Genomic DNA, 25,306 nt, shown 5'->3' on the forward strand with positions numbered 1-25,306 from the left:
CCGCTTAACTCGCTGCGATCTCTCGTAGCGGGAGGCGAATCATACAGCGTTACAACCTGCTGTCAACCACCTTTTTTCACCGCTGCCGATCGTGAGACCGAAACGCTTCCGGAGCTTTCGATTCGCTTAACTCATTGAATTTCAAGGAGTTTTGCGTTCCGTTGTCGCTGGAAGTGGGGCGCATTATAAGGGGATCTGAAACCCCGTCAACCTTTAATTTCAAGAAAGCTTCATTTGCCTCAAAAACAAAGCGGGGAGGCCTGTCGGCCTCCCCGCTCTCTACATAGCTACAGCGTCAGAGTACGCCAGCAGTGCGCAGCTCGTGCACCGCCATCGCATCCAGCCCCAGCACATCACGCAGCACTGCCTCGGTATGCTCCCCCAGCAGAGGAGGTGCCTGCCGGTACTCCACCGGTGTCTCCGACAATCTGATCGGGCTGGCCACCTGCGGCACGTTCCCCGCCAACGGATGCGGGATGTTCACCGCCAGCCCGCGAGCCAATACCTGCGGATCCTGGAACATCTGCGCCAGGTCGTTAATGGGACCACAAGGCACACCAGCCTTCTCCAGCTCACTCACCCATTCAGCCGTGGTCTTGAACACCGTGGCCTGGCGAATCAGCGGAATCAACTCGGCCCGATTCGCCACACGCTGCTTGTTGGTAGCGAACCTCGGATCATCCGCCCACTGCGGCTGCCCAGCCACCTCGGCAAACTTGCGGAACTGCCCATCATTACCCACGGTAAGAATGAAATTGCCATCCGCCGTCGGGAAATCCTGGTAGGGCACGATATTGGGATGCGCATTACCCAACCGCCGCGGAGCGTTTCCTGTGGTGAGGTAGTTCATCGCCTGGTTGGCCAGGCAAGCCACCTGGACATCCAGCAAGGCCATATCGATATGCTGACCAACCCCAGCCTGGTCCCTGTGGGCGAGGGCAGCCAAGATCGCCACCGTCGAATACAGGCCAGTAAGGATGTCGGTCAAGGCCACGCCAACCTTCATCGGCCCGGCACCTTCCTCACCTTCCGGCCGCCCGGTCAGGCTCATCAGCCCGCCCAAGCCCTGGATCATGAAGTCGTAGCCGGCACGCTTGGCATACGGCCCGGTCTGGCCGAAGCCTGTGATCGAGCAATAGATAAGCTTCGGGTTGATCGCCTTCAGGCTCTGGTAATCCAGACCATAGGCCGCCAGCCCGCCGACCTTGAAGTTCTCGATGACGATGTCCGACTTGGCCGCCAGCTCGCGCACCAGGCGCTGGCCTTCAGGCTGAGTGAAGTCGATGGTCACCGAGCGCTTGTTGCGGTTGGCCGACAGATAGTAGGCCGCCTCACTAGTGTTCTCGCCACGCGAGTCCTTGAGGAAGGGCGGCCCCCAGGCACGGGTATCGTCACCCGAGCCCGGGCGCTCGACCTTGATCACATCGGCACCAAGGTCGGCGAGGATCTGGCCGGACCATGGGCCGGCGAGCACCCGAGAAAGGTCCAGCACCCGCAGATGTGAAAGCGCACCCATGGCCTGGCTCCTCTATTAGTAGAACGCCTGGATACCGGTTTGCGCACGCCCGAGGATCAGCGCATGCACGTCGTGGGTACCTTCATAGGTGTTGACCACCTCAAGGTTGACCAGGTGGCGGGCCACGCCGAACTCGTCGGAGATACCGTTGCCGCCCAGCATGTCACGCGCCATGCGGGCGATATCCAGGGCCTTGCCGCAGGAGTTGCGCTTCATGATCGAAGTGATTTCCACCGCAGCGGTGCCTTGGTCCTTCATCTGCCCCAGACGCAGGCAACCTTGCAGGGCCAGGGTGATTTCGGTCTGCATATCGGCCAGTTTTTTCTGGATCAACTGGTTGGCGGCGAGCGGGCGACCGAACTGCTGGCGGTCCAGGGTGTACTGGCGCGCGGTGTGCCAGCAGGCCTCGGCGGCGCCCAACGCACCCCACGAAATGCCGTAACGGGCCGAGTTCAAGCAGGTGAACGGCCCCTTCAGGCCGCGCACATCCGGGAAGATGTTCTCTTCCGGGACGAACACGTTGTCCATGACGATCTCGCCGGTGATCGAAGCGCGCAGGCCAACCTTGCCGTGGATAGCCGGGGCACTGAGGCCTTGCCAGCCTTTCTCCAGAACAAAGCCGCGAATGTCGCCGGCATCATCCTTGGCCCAGACCACGAACACATCGGCGATCGGGCTGTTGGTAATCCACATCTTGCTGCCGGTCAGGCGATAGCCGCCGTCGACCTTGCGCGCCCGAGTGATCATCGACCCCGGGTCGGAGCCATGATTGGGTTCGGTCAGGCCGAAGCAACCAATCCACTCACCGCTGGCCAGCTTGGGCAGGTACTTCTGCTTCTGCGCTTCGGTACCGAATTCGTTGATCGGCACCATGACCAGCGACGACTGCACGCTCATCATCGAGCGGTAACCAGAGTCGATGCGCTCCACTTCACGGGCAATCAGGCCGTAGCACACGTAGTTGAGGCCGCTGCCACCGTACTGTTCAGGGATGGTCGCGCCCAGCAGGCCGACTTCACCCATCTCGCGGAAGATCGCCGGGTCGGTCTGTTCGTGACGGAAGGCTTCCAGCACACGCGGCGCCAACTTGTCCTGGGCGAACTGGAAGGCGCTGTCACGCACCATGCGCTCTTCTTCAGTGAGCTGCTGATCCAGCAGCAGCGGGTCGATCCAGTTGAAGCTTGCTTTACCGGCCATGTGCGTGTTCCTCGAAACAAAGATGGGAGCGGATTCTTGCGTTGGATTGATCCTAGGCTTGATCGGCTGTCGGGACAAACGAGGATTGCGCACGCTTTAGTGATATTTTCTCACTCCGTGATCGGCAAAACACCGTACTGACGAGCATACAAGTGAGGTTGATGTACATGCGCCGCAAGATCCCCAGCACCACCGCCCTGGTCTGCTTCGAGGCGGCCGCGCGTCACGAGAGCTTTACCAAGGCCGGCCACGAACTGGCCCTGACCCAGGGCGCCGTCTGTCGGCAGATCGGGGGGCTGGAGGCGTTTCTCAACGTCGAATTGTTCCGCCGCTCGCGCCGGGGCGTGAAGCTCACCGAGGCAGGCTTGTCCTATAGCCGCCAGGTGGCCAGCCAACTGGACGCCGTAGAGCGCGACACCCTGTCGGTCATGCGCCAGCAGGGCGCCAACGTGATCGAGCTGGCCGTGGTGCCGACCTTCGGCACCCAGTGGTTGCTGCCACGCCTGAAGGATTTCCAGCAACGCCACCCGGAGGTCACAGTCAACCTGACCAACCGCACCCGGCCGTTCCTGTTCGCCGACACGCCCTTCGATGCGGCCATCTACTTCGGCGACGCCGACTGGTCCGGCACCCAGGCCCATCGCCTGATGGGAGAAAACCCGGTACCGGTGTGCAGCCCGAAACTGCTGGACGGGCAGGGCGGCCTCGACGCCCAGCGCATCGCCGAGCTGCCACTGCTGCAGCAGACCACCCGCCCGTATGCCTGGCGGCAATGGTTCGATGGGCTGGGCATGAGCGTTGAATGCGACATGGCCGGTCCGCGCTATGAACTGTTCTCGATGCTCGCCCAGGCGGCCATGCACGAAATGGGCATTGCGCTGATCCCACCGTTCCTGATCCAGCGCGAGCTCGAGGAGGGCAGGTTGGTGGTCGCTAACAGGCATGCCCTGTCCAGTGACAAGGCCTACTATCTGATGATTCCAGAGCGCAAGGTGGAGTCGGCTTCGCTACGGGCTTTTCGCGACTGGCTAATAGCGCAGGCACAGCAGTACACTGCGAAAGCCGATAAGCTGACCCCGTAGTCAATTATTTTAAACACCTACAGATATATGTATTTGTCGCAAATACGTAATCTGTTCCGGCTGACCTGAAAATCCCTATCAACCCTAGTTGCCATGCGGGTTTGACGGTTATTTTGCGACATTCACAGCGCCAAGGCCGAAAACAGCAGAATTTTTTTCAGATTTTCCCCTAAGCTCCGAATAGCGCGTGCTTGACGGGTTTGTTTCGAATCATTGCGACATACGGTCACAGGGTGACTTGTAGTTTTGAGTTCGTTTCGCTTCAGAACCGGTTGTAGCCCCAATGGTTCATCTGCAAAATGCCTCCCCGCCCCGGATTCAGGCGGGGTCGTGCTCTACGACCACCCAGCGCGCCACCCGAAGTGAGCTGGTTCAAACAAACACAAAAGGTCACCGCAGGAGACAAAGTCGTGCACATTGGTGTTCCTCTCGAGACGCAGACGGGTGAGACAAGGGTCGCCGCGACCCCGGAAACCATCAAGAAACTGGTTAGCCAGGGCCATCAGGTCACCGTGCAACGGGGGGCAGGGCTCAACGCCAGCATTCCGGACAGTGCCTATGAGGCCGTTGGCGCCACACTGGGTGAAGCGACCGATGCCTTCGGCGCGCAGCTGGTGCTCAAGGTGGTTGCACCCAATGACCAGGAACTGGCGCTGATCAACAGCGGCAGCGTGCTGGCCGGCATGCTCAACCCGTTCAACAACGAGCTGATCGGCAAGATGGCCGAACGTGGCATCACCGCCTTCGCCCTGGAAGCCGCGCCTCGTACCTCGCGGGCCCAGAGCCTCGACGTGCTGTCGTCGCAAGCCAACATTGCCGGCTACAAGGCCGTGCTGCTGGCCGCGCATCACTACCCACGCTTCATGCCCATGCTGATGACCGCCGCCGGCACCGTAAAGGCCGCCCGTGTGCTGATCCTCGGCGCTGGCGTCGCCGGCCTGCAGGCCATCGCCACGGCCAAGCGCCTGGGTGCGGTGATCGAAGCCTCCGACGTGCGCCCCGCCGTGAAAGAGCAGATCGAGTCGCTTGGCGCCAAGTTCCTCGACGTGCCGTACGAGACCGATGAAGAGCGCGAGTGCGCCGAAGGCGTCGGCGGTTACGCCCGCCCCATGCCAGCCAGCTGGATGCAACGCCAGGCCCAGGCCGTGCACGAGCGAGCCAAGCAGGCCGATATCGTCATCACCACTGCGCTGATCCCCGGGCGCAAGGCGCCGACGCTGCTCAGCGCCGAGACCGTCGCGCAGATGAAACCCGGCTCGGTGGTGATCGACCTCGCTGCGGCCCAGGGCGGCAACTGCCCGCTGACCGTCGCTGACCAGGTGGTACAGGCGAACGGCGTGACCATCGTCGGCCCAACCAACCTGCCGGCCCAGGTCGGCGCAGACGCCTCGGCGCTGTACGCCCGCAACCTGCTGGACTTCATGAAGCTGCTGTTCGACAAGGACGGCGCGCTGGTGATCAACCTCGAAGACGACATCGTCGCCGCGTGCCTGATGTGCCGCGACGGCCAGGTCGTACGCAAGAACGGCTGAGGAGCTCGACAATGGAAGACCTGCTGATTTCCCACGGCATCTACAACCTGATCATCTTCGTGCTGGCCATCTACGTGGGCTACCACGTGGTATGGAACGTCACCCCGGCACTGCACACCCCACTGATGGCCGTCACCAACGCCATTTCGGCGATTGTCATCGTCGGCGCCATGCTCGCGGCCGCGCTGACCGTCACCCCGGCCGGCAAAGTGATGGGCACCCTCGCCGTGGCGCTGGCCGCGGTCAATGTGTTCGGTGGCTTCCTGGTCACCCGCCGCATGCTGGAAATGTTCAAGAAGAAAACCAAGAACGAGGCGCAGAAGTAAGCATGAGCATGAATCTGGTAACGCTTCTGTACCTGGTCGCCTCGATCTGCTTCATCCAGGCGCTCAAGGGCCTCTCGCACCCCACTACCTCACGCCGGGGCAACCTGTTCGGCATGATCGGCATGGGTATCGCCATCCTCACCACGGTTGGGCTGATCTACAAGCTGGGCGCCGAGCTTGCCACTGCCGGCATCGGTTACGTCATCGTCGGCCTGCTGGTCGGCGGCAGCGCCGGTTCGATCATGGCCAAGCGCGTCGAGATGACCAAGATGCCCGAGCTGGTCGCCTTCATGCACAGCATGATCGGCCTGGCCGCGGTGTTCATCGCCATTGCCGCGGTACTCGAGCCGCAATCGCTGGGCATCGTCGCCAGCATCAGCGACCCGATCCCCACCGGTAACCGCCTGGAGCTGTTCCTCGGCGCGGCCATTGGTGCCATCACCTTCTCCGGCTCGGTCATCGCGTTCGGCAAGCTGTCGGGCAAGTACAAGTTCCGCCTGTTCCAAGGCGCACCGGTACAGTTCGCCGGCCAGCACAAGCTGAACCTGATCCTCGGTCTTGCCACCATCGCCCTGGGCCTGCTGTTCACCTTCACCGGCCACTACAGCGCCTTCACCCTGATGCTGGCCCTGGCCTTCATCATGGGCGTACTGATCATCATCCCGATCGGCGGCGCCGACATGCCGGTGGTGGTGTCGATGCTCAACAGCTACTCGGGCTGGGCGGCCGCAGGTATCGGCTTCTCGCTGAACAACTCGATGCTGATCATCGCCGGCTCCCTGGTGGGATCGAGCGGTGCGATCCTCTCGTACATCATGTGCAAGGCGATGAACCGTTCGTTCTTCAACGTCATCCTCGGCGGCTTCGGCGGCGACACCGACGTCGGCGCGGCGCAAGGCTCCAAGGAGCAGCGCCCGGTGAAGTCCGGTTCGGCCGACGACGCCACCTTCCTGCTGAGCAACGCCGACAGCGTGATCATCGTTCCCGGCTACGGCCTGGCGGTGGCCCGCGCCCAGCACGCGTTGAAAGAGCTGACCGAGAAGCTGGTGCATAACGGCGTGACCGTGAAGTACGCGATCCACCCGGTTGCCGGCCGTATGCCAGGCCACATGAACGTACTGCTGGCCGAAGCAGAGGTGCCGTACGACCAGGTGTTCGAGATGGAAGACATCAACGCCGAATTCGGTCAGGCCGACGTTGTGCTGGTGCTGGGCGCCAACGACGTGGTCAACCCGGCGGCGAAGAACGATCCCAAGTCGCCGATCGCCGGCATGCCGATCCTCGAAGCGTTCAAGGCCAAGACCATCATCGTCAACAAGCGCTCCATGGCCAGCGGCTATGCCGGCCTGGACAACGAACTGTTCTACCTGGACAAGACCATGATGGTGTTTGGTGACGCGAAGAAGGTCATCGAAGACATGGTCAAGGCCGTGGACTGACACCCGCCTCTATATATAGAAGCGTCTAAAGCCCCCGGGTGTTATGCCCGGGGGCTTTTTCATTTGCATGATCCAGATCAACGGCTCTATTCCAAGGCTTCGCCTACGACCATGGTCGCGGGACGGCACCGGGCTAAATCTCTAGACTGCGCTTCCAGTAGCTTCAGTAGCCTGAGATAACAATCCATGTACCGTGATCGCATCCGCTTGTCCTCCCTGCACAGCAAGGTAATGAGTGCGGCTGACGCCGCTGGCCTGATCGAGGACGGCATGACCGTCGGCATGAGCGGCTTCACCCGCGCCGGCGAAGCCAAGGCCGTGCCCCACGCACTGGCCGAGCGCGCCAAGCTGTCGCCGCTGAAAATCAGCCTGATGACCGGCGCCAGCCTGGGCAACGACCTCGACAAGCAACTGACCGAAGCCGGCGTACTCGCCCGGCGCATGCCGTTCCAGGTCGACAGCACCCTGCGCAAGGCCATCAACGACGGCCAGGTGATGTTCATCGACCAGCACCTGTCGGAAACCGTCGAGCAACTGCGCAACAAGCAGCTGACCCTGCCGGACATCGCGGTCATCGAAGCAGTGGCGATCACTGAAGAAGGCCATATCGTGCCGACCACCTCCGTCGGCAACTCGGCCAGCTTCGCGATCTTCGCCAAGCAGGTCATCGTCGAGATCAACCTGTCGCACAACGCCAACCTCGAAGGCCTGCACGACATCTATATCCCAACCTACCGCCCGACCCGCACGCCGATCCCGCTGGTGAAAGTCGATGACCGCATCGGCAGCACCGCAATCCCGATCGACCCAGCCAAGATCGTCGGCATCGTCATCAGCGACCAGCCGGACTCGCCGTCCACCGTGCTGCCGCCTGACCACGAGACTCAGGGCATCGCCGACCACCTGATCGCCTTCCTCAAGGGCGAAGTGGACGCCGGCCGCATGACCAACAAGCTCGGCCCGCTGCAAGCCGGCATCGGCAGTATCGCCAACGCCGTGATGTGCGGCCTGATCGAATCGCCGTTCGAAGACCTGACCATGTACTCCGAAGTGCTGCAGGACTCGACCTTCGACCTGATCGACGCCGGCAAGCTGAGCTTCGCCTCGGGCAGCTCGATCACCCTGTCGAGCCGCCGCAATGCCGACGTGTTCGGCAACCTCGAGCGCTACAAGGACAAGCTGGTGCTGCGCCCGCAGGAGATCTCCAACCACCCTGAAGTGGTGCGTCGCTTGGGCATCATCGGCATCAACACGGCGCTGGAGTTCGACATCTACGGCAACGTCAACTCCACCCACGTCTGCGGCACCCGGATGATGAACGGCATTGGCGGCTCCGGCGACTTCGCCCGCAACGCCCACCTGGCGATCTTCGTCACCAAGTCGATCGCCAAGGGCGGCGCGATTTCCAGCGTCGTGCCCATGGTCAGCCACGTCGACCATACCGAGCATGATGTCGACATCCTGGTCACCGAACAGGGCCTGGCCGACCTGCGGGGCCTGGCGCCACGCGAGCGTGCCCGCGCGATCATCGACAACTGTGTGCACCCGGACTATCGCGCTGCGCTGAACGACTACTTCGAACGCGCCTGCCAGCGCGGCGGCCACACCCCGCACATCCTGCGCGAAGCCCTGAGCTGGCACGAGAACCTGGAAGAAAGCGGGCGCATGCTGGCTGGCTGACCCGTCAACGCTACAACCATCGCGGGGCAAGCCCGCTCCCACAGGTACTTGTGGGAGCGGGCTTGCCCCGCGATCGTTTCACCCAAATGAGCTATCTGTGGGAGCGGGTTTACCCGCGAATGCTGCAGTGGCCATACAGACACTTTCGCGGGTGAACCCGCTCCCACAGTCCCCCTGCCAAATGCACAGATAAAACTGTACTACTGTACTGGTAATTATCTGCTCTGGCCCCGCCTCATTTCCTGCAAAATCTAGAATTCGCACTAAATCAGTGCAGACCAGTACAGTTACGCCAATTTCAGGTGCAACAGTAGGGTTACACAGTTAACTGAGCCATCGCTTTACTACAGAACTGTATCTACTGTTATGGACAGCAGAGGAGGAAGATGGGCACCAGTTAAATCACTCCCTAATGCCGCCACAAGCGGAAGGATGAAACATCATGGAACGCACCCTCAGTTCCGGTCTGGTTTTCGAAAGCAACGCCCAAGCTTCCCACGCTTCCCTGCCTCTGCGCGCCCTGTCGACCCTGCTGCTGTGGCAACGCCGCATGGCCAGCCGCCGTCAGCTGGCTCGTCTGGACTCCCGCCTGCTGGCCGACGCCGGTATCAGCGAGTCGCAGCGCTACGAAGAGCTGAGCAAGCCGTTCTGGCGCTAAGCCTCGGCCGCCGGCCAACGCCGGCACCGCGAATACACAAGAACCCGTCGCCGGAAACCGCGACGGGTTTTTTGTTTGTCCGCCGCGAGATAGAGCCATCGCAACGCAATAGGTACAGTTTCACAAAATGATATATTGGTAGGTACAGTTACCAATTGTGGTCTTTTGCCGCCCCAGGCGCTTGAACCGAGGCGTGTTACGCTTGTCCTACACGCCTGGCAACACCGTACCGTGACGAGCCAAGCGAGCGTCCGATAACCAGAACCATCCAGACCCTGCGCAGGAGTCCACCCATCATGTCCCGTTATCATCTGTTAGGCGCCGCCGTGCTGCTGTCCCTCGCCGGTGCGGCCAATGCCACCAGCTTCGTGGTGACCACTGACGCGGTAGTCGGTGCCGTTGCCGCAACCACCGATGCCACCTCCGACGTAACCTCGTCCTTCCGCGATGACAAGATCGTGCAGGCAGCCCGTGACGACGCCGCCAGCTTCGTTGGCAGCGAAGGCGCGATTCGCGGGGCAAAGCTGGAAAGCGCCTTGGTGCACATTCGCCAGCAGCAGCCCACGCTGCAAGCCAGCGACGCGCAACTGGCCCGCGCCATCCTCGCGCTCTAGCACAAGCCTTTAACCCGGATTCACTGGCCCCAGCCAGTGCATCCGGGGTAGCCTTCGTTGCCCGAAACCACCGCCTAGAGAGCCCATGCGTTATCTGCCGCCAGTGCTGTTAGCCCTCGCCGGTATGGGAAGCGCCCATGCCATGGATGTCACCACCCAGAGCCTCGTTGCCACCGGCTATGTCACCAGCCAGGTGACCACCGCGCCGTTCGATCGCAAGATCGTCGCCGCCGCCCGTGACGACGCTGCTGCCTTCGTTGCCAGTGATGGCTTGATTCGCGGTGCGCGCCTTCAGGCGGCGCTGGTTTCGCTGCGCCAGGTGCACAGTTGTCACTCTGTCGGCGACCTTGAACTGGCCGAAGCCATCCTCGTCCAATAATTACCTGTTACGCCTTTGTACCTTCTGGAGATGCTCCATGCGTAAATCGCTGATCGCCGCTTCCCTCGGCATGTTGCTGCTGGCCGACATGGCCCAGGCTCACACGCTGGTGGCTACCAGCAATATCATCGTCCGTGCCTCGGCGCGCACGATCGATTTCACCTCCGACACCACCACCTCGATTCGCGATTCGAAAGTCATCCGCGAAGCCCACGACGACGCCGCCAGCTTCGTCGCCAGCAACGGCAACATCCGTGGCGCCCAGCTCGAGGCGGCCTTCGACACCCTGCGCACCCGTGTGCCGGAAGCCCGCGACGCCAGCGACCAGGTGCTGGCCGAAGCCATCCTCGCCCTGTGATGCGCGCGCGTGCCTGGCTGCTCGGCTGCGTCCTGACGCTGCTCGGCACGCCCGCCCTGGCCGACCTGCAGCTGGTGCTGCAGGCAGACGGCCTCGACCAGCCACAGCAGCAAGCTACCCAGCAGCTGCTCGATGAAGCCATGGCCAAGCTGCCACCACGCTTCAAGCAACAGCTGGACCGCCAGGTAACGGTGAGCTGGACCGACCGTATGCCCGAGGATGCCTACGGTCAGGCCACGCCGGTCTCCACCCTCGACCTCAACCGCCGCCTGCTGCCAGGCTTGGTCGATGGCAGTGCCGCCCGCGAAAAGACCAGCCGCCCCCACGGCACCGTCCGTGAAGAGCTGCTGGCCACGGTGCTGCATGAACTCACCCACATCTATGACCGCGCCCGCCTGTGGCCCAGCGCCGAGCGCCAGCTCATCAGCCGCTGCAAGCGCCAGCAGGGCGCATTGGGCAAGGTAGGCCTGCCGCAGGACTGCCGAGGCCAGGCCGAGCGCCGCTTCACCCTGAGCGACGATCCACGCCTGCTCGACCTGGCCGGCTGGCCGCAGTACGTCGGCCGCCGCGGCGAGCGCGAACAGCACAACGGCCAGGTGGCGCGCAGCCCCGACAGCTACGAGCTGAGCAGCCCGAAGGAATACATCGCGGTCAATATGGAGTACTTCCTCCTCGACCCCAGCTACGCCTGCCGTCGCCCGGCGCTCAACCAGTACCTGAGCGAGCATTTCGGCTGGGCACCGCCGCAGAACACCTGCGCCAAGGCCCTGCCGTTCCTCAACGCTGGCAATGACTTCGCCCGCCAGCCGCTGGGCGAAATCGACCCCGAGCGAGTCTACGAAGTCGACTACCTACTGGCCGAAGCCAACCAGAACCTGGTCAGCCGCTGGGGCCACAGCATGCTGCGCCTGGTGATCTGCGCCCCCGGACGGCCGCGCGGCCCAGCTTGCCGCCTGGACCTCGACCAGAGCCTGGTGCTGTCCTACCGGGCCTTCGTCAATGACGTGCAGCTGTCGAGCTGGGGCGGGCTGGTCGGGGCCTACCCGTCGCGGCTGTTCGTCCTGCCGCTGGGCCAGGTGATCGACGAGTACACCAAGACCGAACTGCGCAGCCTGGCCTCGGTGCCGCTCAAGCTCAGCCGCAGCGAGATCGAGAACCTGGTGCGCCAGGCTGCCGAAATGCACTGGAGCTACGACGGCAACTACTTCTTCCTGTCCAACAACTGCGCGGTCGAGAATTTGAAGCTGCTGCGCAGCGGCACCGCCAACCCGCGCCTGAACGACCTCGACAACATCATGCCCAACGGCCTGCTGGAAGTGCTCAAAGGGCGCGGCCTGGCCGACACCAGTGTGCTCGACGACCCACGTGAGGCGCTGCGCCTGGGCTATCGCTTCGACTCCTATCGCGACCGCTACCAGGCCATGTTCGAGGTGTTGAAGAAGCAGTTGCCGATCAAACAGAGCGCCGTGGAAGACTGGCTGGCCCTGGATGCCGAGCAGCGCCGCCCGTGGTTCGAGCGCGCCGACCTGCGCACCAGTGCGGCGCTGCTGCTGCTCGAACAGGCCAGCCTGCGCCGGCAACTGCTGCTGGCCCAGGATGAGGTCAAGCAGCGTTACCTCAATGGCCGGGCGATAAAGGATGGCAGCTTTGACAAGGCCGACCAGGCCCTGCAGGCGATTCTCGCCAACAGTGGCTACCTCAGCCGCCCGGCGGAACTGCTGGGGGCGGGCGGCTACGGCCTGCCACAGCCCGAGGAGCGCCAGCACCTGGAGCAGGAGAGCAAGGCACGCCAGGCGCAACTGCTGCGCCTGAGCAACGCCCTGGACCAGCAGGTGAGGGCGCTGCTGGGGCCGCAGCGGGCCAGGGAGATCAAGGCGGTGGAAGCCAACATCAAGCAGGTAGGCGAACACCTGCGCGCGCTGCACAAGGCAGCTGGCGGGTTGCAGTTGCCCTAGCGAAAGCCGGAGAGGGCCCTATCGCGGGGCAAGCCCGCTCCCACGTGGTGGACTGGGCCCAAGAAGTTGGGCACCAATCCAACCCTTGGGGGCAGTCCATGGAATGCGATCAGCGTGGGAGCGGGCTTGCCCCGCGATAGGGCCAGAACACCCAGCGCAAGACCTCACAGGCTCTCCTCGTCCTCCTCGGGCAACCCATCACCCACCGGCATCCACGGCAAGCGGCTCGTCACCCAGATGTGCCGCCCGGGCGTCACCCGCTCAGGATGATCCAGCGTCGCCACCGTCACATCGATCGTCTGCGGGCTGCGCTCGGTCACCAGCGCCACATGGGCCCCACAACCACCACAGAAATAGCGGCTGCACCCCTCCGGCGCCACATACCGCTGCGGCGAGCCCGCCAACCACTCGAAATCCTCAGCGGCCAGCGTCACCCAGGTCACCAGCGTGCCGCCACTGACCCGCCGACAGATCGAGCAATGACAGTGGGCTACATCAACCAGATCGCCCCGCAACCGGTAACGCAGGGCGCCGCAATGGCAACCCCCTTGCTCGACACGCGCCATCGTCATGACCTCCCGTCGCCTTGCACTGGTCGAAAGCTGGCTGAAAGCTTGCGCACATAGGATAGCGCCACTACCGGCAGCAGACCGGTCAGCCAGGGCACCCGGAAACTTCCGTGCCCGGCCCAATCAACAACAACAATGGTGATTCTGATGTTTTCCTGTGCCCGCCTTCCCGCAGTCCCTCTTCGCCTACTCCCCGCGCAGCGCCTGACGCGCTGATCCGCCCGAATCGTCCTTCCTTTCGCCGCGCCACGCCTGGAGTACCGCCATGCTGACCTTCCTCGGCTTTGCCATGGTCATCACCTTCATGTACCTGATCATGACCAAGCGCCTGTCGGCCTTGATCGCGCTGATCCTGGTACCGATCCTGTTCGCCCTGTTCGGCGGCTTCTACAGCGACATCGGCCCGATGATGCTGCAAGGCATCAGCAAGCTTGCGCCCACCGGCGTGATGCTGATGTTCGCCATCCTGTACTTCGCCCTGATGATCGATTCCGGCCTGTTCGACCCGGCCGTGCGCAAGATCCTCAAGCTGGTCAAGGGCGACCCGCTGAAAGTCTCGGTCGGCACCGCCGTGCTGGCCCTGGTCGTCTCCCTCGACGGTGACGGCGCCACCACCTACATGATCTGCTGCGCCGCCATGCTGCCGCTGTACAGCCGCCTGGGGATGAGCCCGCGGATCATGGCCGGCCTGATCATCCTGGCCGGCGGGGTGATGAACATGACTCCCTGGGGCGGCCCGACTGCCCGCGCCGCCAGCGCCCTGCACGTGGACCCTTCGGACATCTTCGTGCCGATGATCCCGGCCATGGCCTTCGGTGTGCTGGCGATCCTCGCCATCGCCTACTGGTATGGCCTGCGTGAACGTGCCCGCCTGGGTGAACTGCACCTGCCGACCGATGACATCGACCACAGCGAAATCAGCGTGTCGCAGTTCCCCGAAGCGCGCCGGCCCAAGCTGATCTGGTTCAACGGCGCCCTGACCGCCGCACTGATGGTCGCGCTGATCGCAGGCGTGCTGCCGCTGCCGGTGCTGTTCATGATCGCCTTCAGTATCGCCATGATCGTCAACTACCCATGCCTGCAGCAGCAGAAGGACCGTATCGGCGCCCACGCCTCCAGCGTGCTGGCCGTGAGCGGGTTGATCTTCGCCGCCGGCATCTTCACCGGCATCCTGTCGGGCACCGGCATGGTCGACGCCATGTCCAAGAGCCTGCTGGCGGTGATCCCGGAAGCGTTCGGCCCGTACATGGCGGTGATCACCGCCCTGGTCAGCATGCCGTTCACCTTCTTCATGTCCAACGACGCCTTCTACTACGGCGTGCTGCCGGTGCTGTCGGAGTTCGCCAGCCACTACGGCGTCACCCCGGTGGAAATGGCCCGCGCATCGATCGTCGGCCAACCGGTACACCTGCTCAGCCCGCTGGTACCCTCCACCTATCTGCTGGTGGCCCTGGCCGGCATCGAGTTCGGCGATCACCAGCGCTTCACCCTCAAGTGGGCAGTGCTGGTGTGCCTGTGCATAATGTTCGGCGCGCTGGCCCTGGGGACATTCCCGCTGTTCAGCAGTCTGTAATACACACGCTTCATCCAACCGCAAAGCGCCCACCCCGGGCGCTTTGCCATTACCGCTCGAAGGAATACACATGGAATGGCTGACCAGCCCGGAAATCTGGGTTGCCTTTTTCACCCTCACGGCCCTTGAGATCGTGCTGGGGATCGACAACATCATCATGATCTCGATCCTGGTCAGCCGCATGCCCAAGCACATGCAGCCGCGCACGCGGATCTTCGGCCTGGCCCTGGCCATGGTCACGCGGATCCTGCTGCTGCTGTCGATCACCTGGGTCATGCGCCTGACCGACGACCTGTTCCATGTGCTCGGCCAAGGCATCTCCGGGCGCGACCTGATCCTGTTCTTCGGTGGCCTGTTCCTGCTGTGGAAAAGCTCGCAAGAGATCTACCACGGCCTGGAAGGCGAGGACGAAAGCCCGGACGAGCCCAAAGGCGCGGGCGGCAAGTTCTTCTACACCATCATCCAGATCGCCATCATCGACATCGTGTTCTCGCTGGACTCGGTGATCACTGCCGTGGGCATGGTTTCCCACGTGCCGGTGATGATCGCCGCGATCATCGTCGCAGTACTGGTGATGATGCTCTGCGCCGGCACCATCAGCGACTTCATCGACAAGCACCCATCGCTGAAGATGCTTGCGCTTTCGTTCCTGATCGTTGTCGGTACCGTGCTGATCGCCGAATCTTTCGACGTGCATGTGCCGAAGGGCTACGTCTACTTCGCCATGGCCTTCTCGCTGGCGGTGGAAGCGATCAACATCCGCATGCGCACTGCGGCGGCGCGCAAGAAGGGTGAAGAGCCTGATGCTGTGAAACTGCGCAAGGACATTCCGGGTCAGTAATCCCGAAGAGTGTGCAGTACAGAAAGGGCCCTTCGGGGCCCTTTTTGCGTTCCTGTGGGAGCGGGTTTACCCGCGAACACCGGCAAAGCCGGTGCCATGCATGGTGGTGCCTGTTTCGCGGGTAAATCGCAGCGGCGAACCGCCGCTCCCACAGGGTCGTGGCATGTTTCAAATATGTTTCAGCCATGCCAAGCTGGCGACAGCCGCGCAAAACAACTAAAGCTTCAGTGAGCACTGGAAAAACCAGCCCACCCCCGGGCCAGGCTCACCGCCGCACCATTGGCCCCGCCCAGGGGCATAGAAGAACAAGGGGGCCCGACCATGCTGACCCTGCTCAACCTGCTCTCCGCCGTGGCCCTGCTGGTGTGGGGCACGCACATCGTCCGTACCGGCATCCTGCGCGTCTATGGCTCGAACCTGCGCCGGGTGCTCAGCCAGAACATGAACAAGCGCCCGCTGGCGTTCATCGCCGGCATCGTGGTCACCGCCATGGTGCAAAGCAGCAACGCCACCGCCATGCTGGTCACCTCGTTCGTCGGCCAGGGCCTGATGGCCATGACCCCGGCCCTGGCAATCATGCTCGGCGCCGACGTCGGCACCGCGTTGATGGCGCGGGTGCTGACCTTCGACCTGTCCTGGCTGTCGCCGCTGCTGATCTTCCTTGGGGTGATCTTCTTCCTGTCGCGCAAGCAGACCCGCGCCGGCCAACTGGGCCGCGTCGGCATCGGCCTGGGGCTGATCATCCTGGCGCTGCAACTGATCGTCCACGCCGCCACCCCGATCACCCACGCCCAGGGCGTGAAGGTGCTGTTCGCCTCGCTGACCGGCGACATCCTGCTCGACGCGCTGATCGGCGCGCTGTTCGCCATGATTTCCTACTCCAGCCTGGCCGCCGTGCTGCTCACCGCCACCCTGGCCGGCGCCGAGGTGATCAGCCTGCCGGTGGCCATCGGCCTGGTGATCGGCGCCAACATCGGCAGCGGCCTGCTGGCCTTCCTCACCACCAGCCTGCAGAACTCGGCAGGGCGCCGGGTGGCATTGGGCAGCCTGCTGTACAAGCTGTTCGGCCTGGTGCTGATCATCCCGGTGCTGCACCCGCTGGTGGACTGGATGGACAGCCTGAGCTTCAGCCCGCAGGAGCTGGTGATCGGCTTCCACCTGCTCTACAACACCCTGCGCTGCCTGCTGATGCTGCCCACGGTCAAGCCCATGGGCCGTCTGTGCAACTTCCTGCTGCCCGAACGGGGCAACGGCAACGGCCATACCCAGGCACGCCATCTCGACCCCACGGCACTCACTACCCCGAGCCTGGCGCTGGCCAATGCGGTGCGCGAAACCCTGCGCCTGGGCGACCTGGTCGACAGCCTGCTCGACGCCATGCTTGGCGCCCTGCGCGGCACCCAGACCGCCATGCCGCAGCAGGTACGCACCCTCGCCGAAGACGCCGAGGCGCTGTACAACGCCATCAAGCTGTACCTGGCACAGATGCCCCGCGAAGACCTGAGCGAGCAGGACAACCGGCGCTGGGCCGAGATCATCGAGCTGGCAATCAACCTCAAGCTGGCCACCGACCTGATCGAGCGCATGCTGCGCAAGGTCCAGCAGCAAAAAACCTCCCAGCGCCGCGAGTTCTCGCAAACCGGCCTGGAGGAGCTGACCGGCCTGCAGGAACAACTGCTGGCCAACCTGCGCCTGGGCCTGTCGGTGTTCCTCAGCGCCGACCCGCAAAGCGCGCACCAGCTCCTGCGCGAAAAACGCCGCTTCCGCGCCCAGGAGCGGCGCCTGGCGCATGCCCATGTCAGCCGCCTGCAACGTAAAGTGGTGCAGAGTATCGAAACCAGTTCGCTACACTTGGAACTCATTGCCGACATGAAGCGGTTGAACTCTTTGTTCTGCAGCAGTGCCTATGTGGTACTGGGCGGCACCGACACCGGCGGGCTGATGCTCGACAGCGTGCCGGACGAAGCCCGCCAGCCTTGAGCCTTTGCCCCCGGAGACCGTAGCTCGCCCATGCGTTGTCTGATGTTCATTTGCCTGCTGATCGCCAGCCTGCCTACCTTCGCCCTCGATCGCTCGCGGGTTGAGGGCTACCTGTTGCCCAACGGCCTGCAGGTGATCCTCAAGTCCGGCTACGAGCGCGACCATGTGTCGATCCGCCTGGTGGTGGGCGTGGGCCTGGACGATTTCGACTGCAACCAGCGCGAGCTGCCGCACCTGCTCGAACACCTGCTGTTCAGCGGCATCGACGACACCGGCGAGGGCGGCCTGGAAGAACGCCTGCAAGAGCTGGGCGGGGAATGGAACGCCTTCACCAGCAGCGCCGACACTACCTTCGTCATCGAGGCCCCGGCACGCAACCAGCGCAAGGTGCTCGACCTGCTGCTGGCGCTGCTGCGCGACACCCGTATCGACGCCAAGGCGCTGGCCACGGCCAAGCGCATCATAGAGCGCGAAGACGGCGGCCATTACGGGCACCTGCAGCGCTGGCTCGACCGCCAGGAAGTCGGCCACCCGGCCAGCGATCAACTGGCGACCGAACTGGGCCTCAAGTGCAAGGAGCGCTCCGACCTCGACGACATGACCCTGGAGCAGGTGCAGCACCTGCGCGAGCACTGGTACGCCGCCAACAACATGAGCCTGATCGTCGTCGGCGGCCTCGACCGCCTGCTGCCGGCCTATCTGGAACGTACCTTCGGCGCCTTGCCGGCGACCGAACCCGAGGAGCGCCGCAGCCTCGAGACCATCAGCCAGCAGGCCGAGCAACGCCGCGACCTGACCCGTGGCTGGCTGGGCGACAACGTCAAGCTGCACTGGTTGTTCATCGAACCCACGCTGGACACGGACAACGACCAGACCCTCGAGCTGCTCTCGCGCTACCTGGACTGGGCACTGTACGACCAGCTGCGCTTGCGCCACGGCCTGTCCTACGGCCCCTCGGCGCAACGCGAGAGCTTCGGCGACACCGGCCTCTTGAGCCTCAATGCCGACCTTGAGCGCCAGGACCTCGACGCGGCGGTGAAGGTGCTCGAGCAGCTGTTCGAGCACCTGCGCAAGCACGGCCTGGACCCGGACACCTTCGCCCGCATCAAGGACGCGGCGATTGCCCGCGAGAGCTGGAGCACCCAGGGCAACACGGCGTTGGCCGACTATTACTGGGGTGCGCTGAACGCGTACGAGAACGGCCGCTTCAGCGACCCGGTGCGGGCAATGCGCCAGGTCAGCCTCAAGCAGGCCAACGAGGCCCTGCGCGAAATGCTCAAGGAGCCGGGGTACCTGCGCATCGAGAAACCGTTGCTGGGGTATGACGAACTGTATGGGTTGGTGGCGCTGTTGCTCGGGCTGATCCTTGCGGCCGGGCTGGTTCGCTGGCGGCGCGTAATGGCGAATCGCCCCAGCGGCGCTACACGAAAGTAGGGGTTCGGCGGTATCCTGTGCCGGCCTCTTCGCGGGTAAACCCGCTCCCACAAGGTTCACCGATAACCCTGTGGGAGCGGGTTTACCCGCGAAGAGGCCCGAGCAGCCTCCCAATCATTCTGTTGTAGCCCCATGCCCCCAATACCCAACTTCGTCCTGCGCGTGATCGAACTGCTCAAGCGCTACCCCGGCATCATCGCGCTCTACGGTTTCCTGTCGGGTATCGGCAGTTTCATCCTGGTCGACCGCCAGGCCGGCCTGGCCAGCTGGATCGCCATCGTCATGCTGATCAGCTGGGTCTGGCTGATGCTGGAGAACACCCTCACCGAGCTGTTCGCGCGCACTTTCAAGCGCGAGATCCCCCAGCCGCTGCTGCGCTTCGCAACGCAGATGATCCACCAGGAGAGCCTGTTCTTCGTCCTGCCGTTCTTCTTCATCACCACCACCTGGAACAGCGGCCAGCTGGTCTTCACCGGCCTGCTCGGCGCCGCGGGGCTGATTTCCATCGTCGACCCGCTGTACCACAAGTGGCTGGCCCCCAGGCGCTGGCTGTTCCTGGCACTGCACACCCTGACGCTGTTCGCCGCGCTGCTCACGGCGCTGCCGATCATCCTGCACCTGACCACCGCGCAGAGTTTCAAGCTGGCGCTGGTCGCCGCCATGGTGCTGTCGTTCCCAAGCCTGGCCAGCAGCTTCCCGATCAGCAACTGGCGCCGGGGCGTGGCACTGGTGCTGGTGACCCTGGCAGTGGGCGGCGGCGGCTGGCTGATGCGTTCCTGGGTGCCGCCAGCGACCCTGTGGATGACCGACGTGGCGATCAGCACCGAAGTGCTCAACCGCCAGCCGGGCGCGTCGCTGGAGGAAGTGCCCGCCAGCCGCATCCGCAATGGCGGCCTGTACGCCTACACCGCGATCAATGCCCCGCGCGGCCTCAACGAGCGCATTTACCACGTGTGGCAGCTGGACGGCAAAGAGGTGGACCGCATCGCCCTGGACATTCACGGCGGGCGCAAGGAAGGCTACCGGGCCTGGACCCACAAGCAGAACTTCCCGCCCAACCCGGTGGGCAAGTGGCAGGTCCGGGTGCTGACCGAGGATGGCCAGGTGATCGGGGTGCTCAGGTTCAAAGTGGTGGATGACACCGCTCGCTAAAAAAACCTGTAGGAGCGGCCTTGTGCCGCGAAAGGGCTGCGAAGCAGCCCCAAGATCTCAGCGTCAAGGCAGAAATTGCCGGGGCCGCTCTGCGGCCCTTTCGCGACACAAGGCCGCTCCTACAGGAATGCAGCCCACTGCGCTATGATCTGACTCGCCATCCGCCAGTCAGATGCATGGAGCCTATGACCGCCCCGAGCGCAACTCTGGACAACAACCAGCAGCCCACTCGCCTGCGTATCGTCGGCGACTGGACCCTGGCCCACTACGCCAGCCTCAAGCGCGACTGCGAGCAGCTGCGCAGCCAGTACGGCGCCGACACCCAGGTCGACCTCAGCCAGCTGGGCCGCCTGGACACCGCCGGCGCCTCACTGCTGGCCGAACTGCTCGGCTCCGAACGCCTGGCGCGCTGTACCGACCAACTCCCCGACGCCAGCCGCGCCCTGCTCAAGAACGTCTACTGCTCGGTGCAGGACTACTGCATCCCGGTCAAACAACCCGAGCGCCCGGTGCTGCTCCTGCTGCTGGCGCGCATCGGCTGCGCCGTCGACACCCTGTGGCAAGACACCAAACAAGTGCTGGGCTTTATCGGCCTGATCCTCGAAACCCTGCTGCGCCGCCTGCTGCAGCCCCACCGCTGGCGCGTCACCCCGGTGGTCGCCCACCTCGAACAGACCGGCCTGGACGCCGCCCCCATCGTTGCCCTGCTGACCTTCCTGGTCGGCGCCGTGGTGGCCTTCCTCGGCGCCACGGTGCTGGCCAACTTCGGCGCGACGATCTTCACCGTCGACCTGGTGGCGTTCTCTTTCCTGCGGGAATTCGCCGTGCTGCTGACCGCCATCCTCATGGCCGGGCGGACCGCCAGCGCGTTCACCGCGCAGATCGGCTCGATGAAAGCCAACGAAGAGATCGACGCCATCCGCACCCTGGGCCTGAACCCCATCGAGCTGCTGGTGGTGCCGCGGGTGCTGGCGCTGCTGATCGCGCTGCCGTTGCTGACCTTCGTCGCGATGATCTGCGGCATCGTCGGTGGCGCGGTGGTCTGCGCACTGTCGCTGGGCATCTCGCCGGCCATGTTCCTCTCGCTGCTGCAAAGCGACATCGGCGTACAGCACTTTTTGGTGGGCCTGGCCAAGGCGCCGTTCTTCGCCTTCCTGATCGCCACCATCGGCTGCCTGGAAGGCTTCAAGGTCAGCGGCAGCGCCGAATCGGTGGGCGCCCACACGACCTCGGCGGTGGTGCAGTCGATCTTCGTGGTCATCGTGCTGGATGCGGTGGCCGCGTTGTTCTTCATGGAGATGGGCTGGTGAACGGCCGGGAAGCGGTGATCGAAGCCCGGGGCCTCTGCAACCGCTTCGGCAGCCAGAGCGTGCACGAAAACCTCGACCTGGACCTGTACCGAGGCGAAATCCTCGCCGTAGTGGGGGGCTCGGGCAGCGGCAAGTCGGTGCTGTTGCGCAGCATCATCGGTTTGCGCCGGCCCAACGAGGGCATTGTGAAGGTGTTCGGCCAGAACCTGGCCACCCTCGACGAAGGCCAACGCTCGCAGGTGGAGCGGCGCTTTGGCGTGCTGTTCCAGAAGGGCGCGCTGTTCTCGTCGCTGACCGTCACCGAGAATGTCGCGCTGCCGCTGATCGAGCACGCCGGGCTGTCGCGCGCCGACGCCGAGCACCTGGCCGGGGTCAAGCTGGCCCTGGCCGGGCTGCCGATCAGCGCTGCCGACAAGTACCCGGCCTCGCTGTCCGGCGGCATGATCAAGCGCGCGGCCCTGGCCCGCGCCCTGGCGCTGGACCCGGACATCCTGTTCCTCGACGAGCCCACTGCCGGCCTCGACCCGATCGGCGCCGCCGCCTTCGACCAACTGATCCTCACCTTGCGCGACGCCCTGGGGCTGTCGGTGTTCCTGATCACCCACGACCTGGACACCCTCTACACCATTACCGACCGGGTGGCGGTGCTGTCGCAGAAGAAGGTGCTGGTGGCCGGCCCCCTCAGTGAAGTCGAACAGACCGACGACACCTGGATTCACGAATACTTTCACGGCCCGCGCGGCCGGGCGGCCGAAGACGCCGCCCTGCGCGCCCGCCAGGAGCCTTGAACGATGGAAACCCGAGCGCATCATGTCCTGATCGGCCTGGTCACCGTGCTGGTGGTGGCTGGCGCCATGCTGTTTGGTCTGTGGCTGACCAAGTCCAGCGTCGACGACGCCTTCAAGGACTATCAAGTCGTGTTCAACGAGGCCGTCTCCGGCCTGTCCCGCGGCAGCCCCGTGCAGTACAACGGCATCAAGGTCGGGGACGTCAGCACCCTGCGCCTGGACCCGAAAGACCCGCGCCGGGTACTGGCGCGCATTCGCCTGTCCGCCGACACGCCGGTAAAGGAAGACACCAAGGCCAAGCTGACCCTGGCCGGGGTCACCGGCAACTCGTTCATCCAGCTCACCGGCGGCACGCCAGAGAGCCCGGCGCTCAAGGGCCAGGACGGCAAACTGCCAGTGATCGTCGCCTCGCCATCGCCGATTTCGCAACTGCTCAACGACAGCAGCGACCTGGTGACCAACATCAACCTGCTGCTGCATAACGCCAACCAGATGTTCTCGGAAACCAACATCGAGCACCTGAGCAACACCCTGGCCAACCTCGACCAGACTACCGGCGCCTTCGCCAACCAGAAAGACGGCATCGGTGCGGCCATATCCCAGCTGGGCGAGGTCGGCAAGCAGGCCAGCGCCACCCTGGCCGAAACCCAGGCGCTGATGCGCAACGCCAACGGCCTGCTCGGCACCCAGGGCAAGCAGGCCATCGGCAGCGCCGAGCAGGCCATGCAGTCGCTGGCGCAAAGCAGCGCGACCATCAACAGCCTGCTGCAGGACAACCGCCAGTCCCTCGACGATGGCGCCCAGGGCCTGAACCAGATCGCCCCGGCCATCCGCGAACTGCGCGACACCCTCAATGCGCTCAAGGGCATCTCCCGGCGCCTGGAGGCCGACCCCAGCGGCTATCTGCTCGGTCGCGACAACAACAAGGAGTTCCAGCCATGAGCCTGTCGCCGCGCCTGCTCACCCTGGCCGCCACGCTGAGCTTGGTTTCGGCCTGCTCGATCCTGCCGCAGACCGAACCTGTGGATATCTACCGCTTGCCCGTACAGCAGGCGGCTGGCAACGCCACACCGGCGAGCTGGTCGCTGCGCCTGAACAAACCCTTGGCCAGCGAAGCCCTGGCCGGGCCGCGCATCGCGGTGATACCCCAGGGTGACGTGATCAGCAGCTACAAGGGCGCGCGCTGGAGCGACCCCGTGCCCATGCTGGTGCGCAACCGCCTGCTCGATGGCTTCCAACGCGACGGCCGGGTTCAGCGCCTGAGCGCCGACGACGCCAACCTGCAGGCCGACTACGAGCTGGGCGGCGAGCTGCAGGCGTTCCAGAGTGAATACCGGGCCAAGGACCAGGTGGAGGTGGTGATCCGCTACGACGCGCGGCTGGTGCAGGGGCGCAGCCAGCGCATCCTCGCCAGCAAGCGCTTCGAGGTGCGCCAGCCACTCGCCAGCACGCAGGTGCCGTCAGCGGTCGCCGGCTTCGGCGCGGCCAGCGACCAGCTGGCGCGCCAGGTGATCGACTGGACCGTGAGCCAGGCTGCTCAGGCTCAGGCGAAGAACCAGTAGCAGACGAAGATCGCCGCGACCACGCCGGATAGCTCGGCCAGCAGGGCGCAACCCACGGCATGGCGCACCCGCTGGATGCCCACCGCGCCGAAGTACACCGCCAGCACGTAGAAGGTGGTTTCGGTGCTGCCCTGGATGGTCGCCGCCACCAGCGCCGGGAAGCTGTCGACGCCGTGGGTCTGCATGGTCTCGATCAGCATGGCCCGCGCCGCGCTGCCCGAGAACGGCTTGACCAGGGCGGTGGGCAGGCCCTCGACGAAGCGGCTGTCCAGGCCCATCCAGCTCACCGCATGGCGAATACCGTCCAGGGCCAGTTCCAGGGCGCCGGAAGCGCGCAGCACGCCCACCGCCACCAGCATGGCCACCAGGTACGGCAGCAGGCTCTTGGCCACGTCGAAACCTTCCTTGGCACCTTCGACGAACACCTCGTACACCTTCACCCGCTTCAAGGCGCCGATCAGCAGGAACAGGATGATCACGCCGAACAGCGTCAGGTTGCCGAGGATCGACGACAGGCTGGCCAGCGCGGCCGCCGAGAGGGTGCCGAGAAACGCCATGAAACCTCCCAGCAGCAGCGCACCGGGAATCAGGTAGACCAGCACCACCGGGTCCCACAGGCGCAGGCGCTGCATCACCGCCACCGACAGCAGGCCGACCAGGGTCGAGCAACTGGTGGCCAGCAGGATCGGCAGGAACACCAGGGTCGGGTCGGTCGCGCCCTGCTGGGCGCGGTACATGAAGATGGTCACCGGCAGCAGGGTTAGCGACGAGGCGTTGAGCACCAGGAACAGGATCTGCGCGTTGCTCGCCGTGGTGCTGCTGGGGTTGAGCTCCTGCAATGCGCGCATGGCCTTGAGGCCGATGGGGGTGGCGGCGTTGTCCAGGCCCAGGCCGTTGGCAGCGAAGTTCATGGTGATCAGGCCCAGGGCAGGGTGGCCGGGCGGCACTTCCGGCATCAGCCGGGCGAACAGCGGGCCGAGCACCTTGGCCAGCCATTCGACGATGCCGGCCTGCTCGGCGATCTTGAGAAAGCCCAGCCACAGCGTCAGGGTGCCGAACAGCAGGACCATGACCTCGACCGACAGCTTGGCCATGGCGAAGATGCTCTCGACCATCGCGGCGAAGATGCCGGCGTTGCCGCCGACCAGCCATTGGGCCAGGGCGGAAATGGCCGCCACCAGGAAAAAGCCGAGCCAGAGGCCGTTGAGCATCTGTGATCCCCCGTGAAAAATGCCCGAATGATAGCGTATCGCACCATCGACGGCAGCGTGGGAGCGGGGGGGGGGCCCCCGCTCGGGCGGCACCCCGCGCCCGGGGGGCCCCCCCACCCCCCCCCCCCAAACAAAAAAAACACACACACC

The 25,306-nt window shown here is 64.3% G+C and carries 23 protein-coding genes; 19 read left to right on the forward strand and 4 right to left on the reverse strand.

Annotation, left to right across the window (positions count from 1 at the left end; genetic code table 11):
* Nucleotides 1–295: 295 nt before the first annotated feature.
* Both ABE459_RS21245 and ABE459_RS21250 read right to left on the reverse strand, forming a co-directional pair.
* Nucleotides 296–1,516 (reverse strand): CaiB/BaiF CoA-transferase family protein, encoded by a 1,221-nt coding sequence (locus ABE459_RS21245; protein WP_323833816.1) that lies wholly within the window; start codon nt 1,514–1,516, stop codon nt 296–298.
* Between the two features lie 15 nt (nt 1,517–1,531).
* Nucleotides 1,532–2,713 carry an acyl-CoA dehydrogenase gene (locus ABE459_RS21250; protein ID WP_110995052.1) on the reverse strand — a complete coding sequence of 394 codons (1,182 nt, stop codon included), beginning with the start codon at nt 2,711–2,713 and terminating at the stop codon, nt 1,532–1,534.
* A 167-nt stretch (nt 2,714–2,880) separates the two neighbouring features.
* Here ABE459_RS21250 and ABE459_RS21255 point away from each other — a divergent pair, with 167 nt between their 5' ends.
* From ABE459_RS21255 to ABE459_RS21300, 10 genes are all read left to right on the forward strand, one after another.
* Nucleotides 2,881–3,795, forward strand: coding sequence for a LysR family transcriptional regulator (locus ABE459_RS21255; protein WP_323833814.1), 915 nt, complete (start codon nt 2,881–2,883; stop codon nt 3,793–3,795).
* 410 nt (nt 3,796–4,205) lie between these two features.
* Nucleotides 4,206–5,327, forward strand: coding sequence for a Re/Si-specific NAD(P)(+) transhydrogenase subunit alpha (locus tag ABE459_RS21260; protein WP_125462105.1), 1,122 nt, complete (start codon nt 4,206–4,208; stop codon nt 5,325–5,327).
* Nucleotides 5,328–5,338: 11 nt separating this feature from the next.
* Nucleotides 5,339–5,653, forward strand: a complete 315-nt coding sequence (locus ABE459_RS21265; RefSeq protein WP_110995049.1) for an NAD(P) transhydrogenase subunit alpha — start codon at nt 5,339–5,341, stop codon at nt 5,651–5,653.
* A gap of 2 nt (nt 5,654–5,655) precedes the next feature.
* Nucleotides 5,656–7,092 (forward strand): NAD(P)(+) transhydrogenase (Re/Si-specific) subunit beta, encoded by a 1,437-nt coding sequence (locus ABE459_RS21270; RefSeq protein ID WP_125462104.1) that lies wholly within the window; start codon nt 5,656–5,658, stop codon nt 7,090–7,092.
* 186 nt (nt 7,093–7,278) lie between these two features.
* Nucleotides 7,279–8,772, forward strand: coding sequence for an acetyl-CoA hydrolase/transferase family protein (locus tag ABE459_RS21275; RefSeq protein WP_110995047.1), 1,494 nt, complete (start codon nt 7,279–7,281; stop codon nt 8,770–8,772).
* Nucleotides 8,773–9,214: 442 nt separating this feature from the next.
* Entirely contained in the window at nt 9,215–9,430 is a 216-nt protein-coding gene (locus tag ABE459_RS21280) for a DUF1127 domain-containing protein (RefSeq protein WP_125462103.1), read from the forward strand.
* 296 nt (nt 9,431–9,726) lie between these two features.
* Entirely contained in the window at nt 9,727–10,044 is a 318-nt protein-coding gene (locus ABE459_RS21285; protein WP_125462102.1) for a DUF2388 domain-containing protein, read from the forward strand.
* Between the two features lie 85 nt (nt 10,045–10,129).
* The gene (locus tag ABE459_RS21290; protein WP_110995044.1) at nt 10,130–10,423 is read left to right on the forward strand and encodes a DUF2388 domain-containing protein; all 294 of its coding nucleotides are present in this window, start codon (nt 10,130–10,132) and stop codon (nt 10,421–10,423) included.
* A 37-nt stretch (nt 10,424–10,460) separates the two neighbouring features.
* Nucleotides 10,461–10,781 carry a DUF2388 domain-containing protein gene (locus tag ABE459_RS21295; RefSeq protein ID WP_125462101.1) on the forward strand — a complete coding sequence of 107 codons (321 nt, stop codon included), beginning with the start codon at nt 10,461–10,463 and terminating at the stop codon, nt 10,779–10,781.
* Nucleotides 10,778–12,736, forward strand: a complete 1,959-nt coding sequence (locus ABE459_RS21300; RefSeq protein WP_323833811.1) for a DUF4105 domain-containing protein — start codon at nt 10,778–10,780, stop codon at nt 12,734–12,736. The genes ABE459_RS21295 and ABE459_RS21300 overlap by 4 nt, the downstream gene beginning before the upstream one ends.
* A 164-nt stretch (nt 12,737–12,900) precedes the next feature.
* On the opposite strand, the gene ABE459_RS21305 is transcribed toward ABE459_RS21300, so the two are convergent.
* The gene (locus ABE459_RS21305; RefSeq protein WP_323833818.1) at nt 12,901–13,302 is read right to left on the reverse strand and encodes a GFA family protein; all 402 of its coding nucleotides are present in this window, start codon (nt 13,300–13,302) and stop codon (nt 12,901–12,903) included.
* A 268-nt stretch (nt 13,303–13,570) separates the two neighbouring features.
* Here ABE459_RS21305 and ABE459_RS21310 point away from each other — a divergent pair, with 268 nt between their 5' ends.
* From ABE459_RS21310 to ABE459_RS21350, 9 genes are all read left to right on the forward strand, one after another.
* Nucleotides 13,571–14,878 (forward strand): CitMHS family transporter, encoded by a 1,308-nt coding sequence (locus ABE459_RS21310; RefSeq protein ID WP_110995041.1) that lies wholly within the window; start codon nt 13,571–13,573, stop codon nt 14,876–14,878.
* Between the two features lie 70 nt (nt 14,879–14,948).
* Nucleotides 14,949–15,719: a TerC family protein gene (locus ABE459_RS21315; RefSeq protein ID WP_125462099.1), complete on the forward strand. Its 771-nt coding sequence runs from the start codon at nt 14,949–14,951 to the stop codon at nt 15,717–15,719.
* Between the two features lie 321 nt (nt 15,720–16,040).
* Nucleotides 16,041–17,699, forward strand: coding sequence for a Na/Pi cotransporter family protein (locus tag ABE459_RS21320; RefSeq protein WP_125462098.1), 1,659 nt, complete (start codon nt 16,041–16,043; stop codon nt 17,697–17,699).
* 30 nt (nt 17,700–17,729) lie between these two features.
* Nucleotides 17,730–19,133 carry an insulinase family protein gene (locus ABE459_RS21325; protein WP_125857033.1) on the forward strand — a complete coding sequence of 468 codons (1,404 nt, stop codon included), beginning with the start codon at nt 17,730–17,732 and terminating at the stop codon, nt 19,131–19,133.
* Between the two features lie 132 nt (nt 19,134–19,265).
* Nucleotides 19,266–20,285, forward strand: coding sequence for a DUF5924 family protein (locus ABE459_RS21330; protein ID WP_323833809.1), 1,020 nt, complete (start codon nt 19,266–19,268; stop codon nt 20,283–20,285).
* Between the two features lie 176 nt (nt 20,286–20,461).
* Entirely contained in the window at nt 20,462–21,595 is a 1,134-nt protein-coding gene (locus tag ABE459_RS21335; RefSeq protein WP_323833807.1) for an MlaE family lipid ABC transporter permease subunit, read from the forward strand.
* Complete coding sequence (locus ABE459_RS21340) at nt 21,592–22,383, forward strand: ATP-binding cassette domain-containing protein (protein WP_125857030.1); 792 nt, start codon at nt 21,592–21,594, stop codon at nt 22,381–22,383. The genes ABE459_RS21335 and ABE459_RS21340 overlap by 4 nt, the downstream gene beginning before the upstream one ends.
* 3 nt (nt 22,384–22,386) lie before the next feature.
* Nucleotides 22,387–23,325 (forward strand): MlaD family protein, encoded by a 939-nt coding sequence (locus ABE459_RS21345; RefSeq protein WP_125462093.1) that lies wholly within the window; start codon nt 22,387–22,389, stop codon nt 23,323–23,325.
* Nucleotides 23,322–23,945 (forward strand): ABC-type transport auxiliary lipoprotein family protein, encoded by a 624-nt coding sequence (locus ABE459_RS21350; protein ID WP_125462092.1) that lies wholly within the window; start codon nt 23,322–23,324, stop codon nt 23,943–23,945. The genes ABE459_RS21345 and ABE459_RS21350 overlap by 4 nt, the downstream gene beginning before the upstream one ends.
* Here the strand turns inward: ABE459_RS21350 and ABE459_RS21355 are convergent.
* Nucleotides 23,927–25,156, reverse strand: coding sequence for a nucleoside recognition domain-containing protein (locus ABE459_RS21355; RefSeq protein WP_323833804.1), 1,230 nt, complete (start codon nt 25,154–25,156; stop codon nt 23,927–23,929). The genes ABE459_RS21350 and ABE459_RS21355 overlap by 19 nt on opposite strands.
* Nucleotides 25,157–25,306: the final 150 nt, after the last annotated feature.

This window comes from Pseudomonas sp. TWI923, assembly GCF_039673365.1.
Classification (GTDB): Bacteria; Pseudomonadota; Gammaproteobacteria; order Pseudomonadales; family Pseudomonadaceae; genus Aquipseudomonas; species Aquipseudomonas sichuanensis.